This window comes from Amycolatopsis sp. NPDC059027, assembly GCF_042739735.1.
Classification (GTDB): Bacteria; Actinomycetota; Actinomycetes; order Mycobacteriales; family Pseudonocardiaceae; genus Amycolatopsis.
In genome coordinates, this window is sequence record NZ_JBHYIK010000016.1 from 91,750 (window position 1) to 96,672 (window position 4,923).

The window sequence follows — 4,923 nt, forward strand, 5'->3', positions numbered from 1 at the left end:
TTTTTTTTTTTTAATATTTCTCTTTTTCACTCGTGGCGCCCGTCACACTCTAACAACAAATTGGGGGGGGGGTGGTGGGCGGCCCGCCCACCCCCCCGCGGGCGTGTCGACGTTTCGAGGCATGCTTCGAGACTATCACTGGAACGGATCATTCCGCTCTGGTACGGTTCGGAACGAACCATTCCGTTCCATCCCCCGAGGAGTCCCCGTGACCGAGATCCGCCCCTTCCGCGCCGACGTTCCCCAGGCCGACCTCGACGAGCTTTCGGCACGTCTGCGCAGGGCGCTCTGGCCCGACGACCTGCCCGCCGCCTACGGCGTCACGAACGAGCGGGTCCGCAAGCTCGCCGAGTACTGGCTGGACGAGTTCGACTGGCGCGCGTTCGAAGCGCGGCTGAACGCCTTTCCCCAGTACGTCACCGAGATCGACGGCGAGGACATCCACTTTCTCCACGTCCGCTCGTCGCGGCCGGACGCGACACCGCTGGTGCTGACCCACGGCTGGCCGGGCTCGATCGTCGAATACCTCGACGTCATCGGCCCGCTGGCCGAGCCGGCCTCGGCCGACGAGCCCGCGTTCCACCTGGTGATCCCGTCCTTGCCCGGGTTCGGCTTCTCCGGGCCGACCCGGTCGGCGGGCTGGGACCGGTACCGCACCGCGCGGGCGTGGGCCGAGCTGATGCGCCGCCTCGGGTACGAGCGCTACGGCGCCGTCGGCAACGACGGCGGCTCGATGGTCTCCCCCGAACTCGGCCGCATCGCGCCGGAGAACGTCGTCGGCGTGCACGTCACGCAGCTGTTCTCGTTCCCGTCCGGCGACCCGGCCGAAATGGCCGGCCTCGACGAGACGGAGCAGGCGGCGCTGGCGACCCTGCAGTGGTTCTACGAGGAGAAGTTCTCCTTCAACACGCTGCACAGCCAGCAGCCGCACACCCTCGCGTTCGCGCTCGCGGACTCCCCGCTCGGCCTGCTCGCCTGGAACGCGCAGCTGTTCGACGAGAAGCTGGACGCCGAGTTCGTCATCGCCAATGTCGCGCTCTACTGGCTGACCGGCACCGCGGGGTCCTCGATCCGCTTCTACTACGAGGAAATGCACACCACCGAACACCCGGCCGGCCCGACCACCACCCCGACAGCGCTGGCCATGTTCCCGAACGACTTCCAGTCGATCCGGCGCTTCGCCGCGCGCGACCACGCCAACCTCGTCAGCTGGAACTCCTACCCCGAGACCGGCGCCGGGCACTACGCCGCGCACGAGGCGACCGACGTCCTCGTCGGCGACCTCCGGCAGTTCTTCGCCGGGCTGGCGCACCGGTGGCCGGTGCTCCGCGAAGCCCACCGAGCGCTGCGCACCGCCGTCGCGGGAGTACCCGACGGTGTCGCCTGGGAAGCGCCGACACCGTGTAGCGACTGGACCGTGACGCAGGTACTGCAGCACGCGGCCGGGGATCAGCACGGCTACGCGGCCGCCATCACCGGGCGCGGCGGCCCCGCGGAGAACCCGTTCGCCCCGTCGGGCCGGATCGACGGCGACCGCGGCGCCTACCTCGAATCCGCGCTCACCGCGTCCGCGGTGGCGTTCGCCGGAGTCGCCGCGAGCGTCCCCACTCCCCTGCCGCAGGGCGAACTCCCGGCGCCGATCGCGGTCGGTGCCTGCGCGCTGGACGCCGCCGTGCACGCGTGGGACATCGCCGTCGCCACCGGGCAGGAGTCACCGCTCGACCCCGGTCTCGCCGAAATCCTGCTCTCCGTGGCCAAGGAGATCGTCGAACCGCTGCGCCCGTTCGGTGCCTACGCCCCCGCGCTGGACGGCGCCGCCGATGACGACGCCGTCGCGTCGCTCCTGCGGTACCTCGGCCGGAATCCACAGTGGACGGCTTGAGCACGGAAGCCACCGCGAGCGGCATCGCGAATCCGCTCGCGGTGGCATGCCGGCGACCGCTCTTCCGGCGCGTCGGGTCAGCGCAGAAGGCGTTCGGCGGCCGAACAGGCCTGTTGACCGTGGCAGTTCGCCAATGCTTGCAGCGCGTTGTGCAGCTGGGCGCGCCGGTCGGGAGGCAGACTGCCCGCGGCGTTGTTCAGCTCGTCGGGATCGGCGGTGCGATCGTAGAATTCGGCGCTGCCATCGGTGGTGTACTCCACGTAGGTGTAGTCGACCGTGCGCAAGGCCTCATACGTGGCGGGGTTGCCGCTGTTCTTCCCCGGCTTGTCGGGGTCGGAGGCGTCGAAGTCCGGGCCGTGGTGTTCGATCAACGCCGTGGTGCGCCCGTCCGGGACCGGCTGCCCGGTGAGCAGCGGCATGAGGTCGTGACCGTCGACATCGGCCGCCGGTGTCAGCCCGGCCAGTTTTTCGAAGGTGGGTGCCAGGTCGATGTTTTCCACCGGGTTGGATATGGTTTTGTTCGCGCCCACGCCGAGTTTCGCGCCTCCGGCGACGATCAGCGGAACGTGGATGTCGGTGTCGAACGCGGTCATCTTCCCGGGGTTGAGCCGGTATTCGCCCATGTGGAAGCCGTTGTCGGAGCTGAATACGACCAGCGTGTCGTCCGCGACGCCGGCCTTGGTGAGCGTGTCGCGCAGCGAGCCGACCATGCGATCGACCGCCTGCACCGCCTGCGCCCGTTTGCGGAAGCCGGTGTCGATGACGCTCTTCTCCTTGTCGGTCAGCGGCGTGCGGCCGGCGAGCCACTGCGGAGGGTTGCTCGGCAACTGGTCGAAAGCCTTGCCGCGCGGAGCGGTGAGACCGGGGAACGCGTCCTGGTCCCGCGGCGCGGGGGTGAACGGACCGTGCGGAGCGAAGGTCGCGACCTCGAGAAGGAAGGGTTTGTGCGCGGATACGGACGAGTTGATGAATCCGCTCGCCTTTCCGGACACCACGTCGGTGAGGTAGTCCTCCGGTTGGGAGCCGTAGTGCTTGACGGTGTGGTTCTCGTTGAGGTCGTAGTCGAACTCCGGATAACCATTCCCGGCGACGTCCCACTCGTCCCAGCCGGGCGGGACGTAGTTTTCCTGTCCGTCCACCTTGCCTCGGGGGTTATAGCCGTTCAGGTACTTGCCCATCATCCCGGTGCGATAGCCGGCGGCCTGCAACGCGACGGCGGAGGTGGCCTTTTCATTGCCACGCTTGTGGAAGACGTCGAACCCGCCATCGGATCCGCCATTGGTGACCACGCCGGTGTCGTGCGGGAACTTGCCCGTGAAGATCGACGACCGCGAGGGGCAGCAGAGCGAGTCGGTCACCGTGTAGTTGGCGAAGGTGGTGCCGTCACGTGCCAGCTTCTGCACGTTCGGCATGTACTGAACCAAATTCATGGCCAGGTCGTCGGTGAGGACGAAGACCACGTTCGGACGGTCGGCCGCACCCGGCTGGGTGGAGGCGGCGGGTACCTGCGCGGCGGCGCATGAGGTGACGAGCAGGCAGGCGGCGCCGGCCAGGGCAACGAGCACGCCCCGGCGAATCGGTCCATGCTTCCGTTGTGAGCTCATGCCGGTACGGTAAGGCGGCATACCCGCGGTTGCGATGCGAAAATGGCTGAAGGTCTGCTGAAGATCCGCAACCGGTCGTTCGCGATCAAGCGACTTCGCGGACTGCCGCGATGCGGAAAAGATCCCCTTTCGCCACAAGGAATCGTGACACTGCGGGCCGGGCGCGGCGGACCATCGACGGGTGATGTGCGCACACCACGCTCGCCGCGACCGGGACCCGGTGGGGTCGAGTCAGGCTTCGTCCTTGTCTGTTGACGGCCCGCCTCGATCCGCCACCGGGTTCCGCGATCCACTGCAACGCGATGATCTAGGCGGTGGCCTCGAACTCCACCACCGAGTCGAGCGCGGCGCCCATCGCCGCGTTCGCCTCGCGTTCGATCATGATCTCCACGAGCACCGGGCGGCTGGTGCGCTCGGCCTCCTTGCCCGCCCACGCCAGCGCCTCGCGGATCTCGCCCGGCTCGTGCACGCGGGTGCCCGAGCAGCCGTAGGCCTCCATGATCTTCACGTTGTCCGAGCCGTTCGTGTCGTAGTGGATGTCGACCTGGTAGTTCATGTCGTATCCCCGCGAGGCCTGGCGGATCAGCCCGAGGTACTCGTTGTTCAGCATGATCAGCACGAACCCGACGTCGTACTGCGCCGCCACGGCCAGTTCCTCCACCAGGAACTGGAACGAGTAGTCCCCGACCACGCCGACGACCTGGGCCTCCGGGCGGGCCTTCTTGACGCCGATCGCCGCCGGGATCTCCCAGCCGAGCGGGCCCGCCTGGCCGCACACCTGGTAGTGCCGGGGCTTGTGCGCCCGCTGGAACTGGCCCGACCAGATCTGGTACAGCCCGATCGCGGTGACGAAGTAGGTGTCCTCGCCGTAGAACTCGTTGATCTCCTTGAACACCCGCGGCGCCTTGATCGGCCGGTCGTCGAAGTCCTCCCGCCGCGGCAGCGCGGTCTTCAGTTCGCCGATCCGCTTCACCCAGCCCCGGTCCCGTGCCGTGTCCTGACCGTCCATTGTGGTCAGGAGCGCGTCGAGAAACATGCCGGTGTCCGACACGACGCCGAGGTCGGGGCCGAACACCTTGCCGAGCTGGGTCGGCTCGATGTCGACATGGATGAACTTCCGTTCACCCCGGTAGACGTCGAGATTCCCGGTGTGCCGGTCGCCGAACCGGGCGCCCAGCGCGAGCACGAGGTCGGCTTCGAGGAAGGCCGCGTTCGCCCACCGCTGCGACGTCTGGATCCCGGCCATCCCGGCGAACAGCTCGTGATCCTCGGGGAAACTTCCCTTACCCATCAAGGTGACCTGCACCGGGACGCCGAGCCGCTCGGCGACGGCGAGCAGCCGGTCGCGGCCCCCACCCCGGGCCACCCCCCCCCCCGCCCCGCGCAGCGCGGGGGGGGGCGCGCGCCCGCGAACCCGCGCCCCCGCCCCCCCCCCCC

The 4,923-nt window shown here is 68.6% G+C and carries 3 protein-coding genes; 1 reads left to right on the forward strand and 2 read right to left on the reverse strand.

Annotated features, from left to right (window positions below; genetic code table 11):
* Positions 1-208: 208 nt before the first annotated feature.
* Positions 209-1,882: a TIGR03086 family metal-binding protein gene (locus ACFWY9_RS13640; protein ID WP_378338979.1), complete on the forward strand. Its 1,674-nt coding sequence runs from the start codon at positions 209-211 to the stop codon at positions 1,880-1,882.
* A 77-nt stretch (positions 1,883-1,959) separates the two neighbouring features.
* Here the strand turns inward: ACFWY9_RS13640 and ACFWY9_RS13645 are convergent, their stop codons facing one another.
* Together ACFWY9_RS13645 and ACFWY9_RS13650 are read right to left on the reverse strand one after the other, a co-directional pair.
* Positions 1,960-3,624: a sulfatase gene (locus ACFWY9_RS13645; protein WP_378325394.1), complete on the reverse strand. Its 1,665-nt coding sequence runs from the start codon at positions 3,622-3,624 to the stop codon at positions 1,960-1,962.
* Between the two features lie 169 nt (positions 3,625-3,793).
* Complete coding sequence (locus ACFWY9_RS13650) at positions 3,794-4,873, reverse strand: thiamine pyrophosphate-dependent enzyme (RefSeq protein ID WP_378339009.1); 1,080 nt, start codon at positions 4,871-4,873, stop codon at positions 3,794-3,796.
* Between the last annotated feature and the right edge of the window lie 50 nt (positions 4,874-4,923).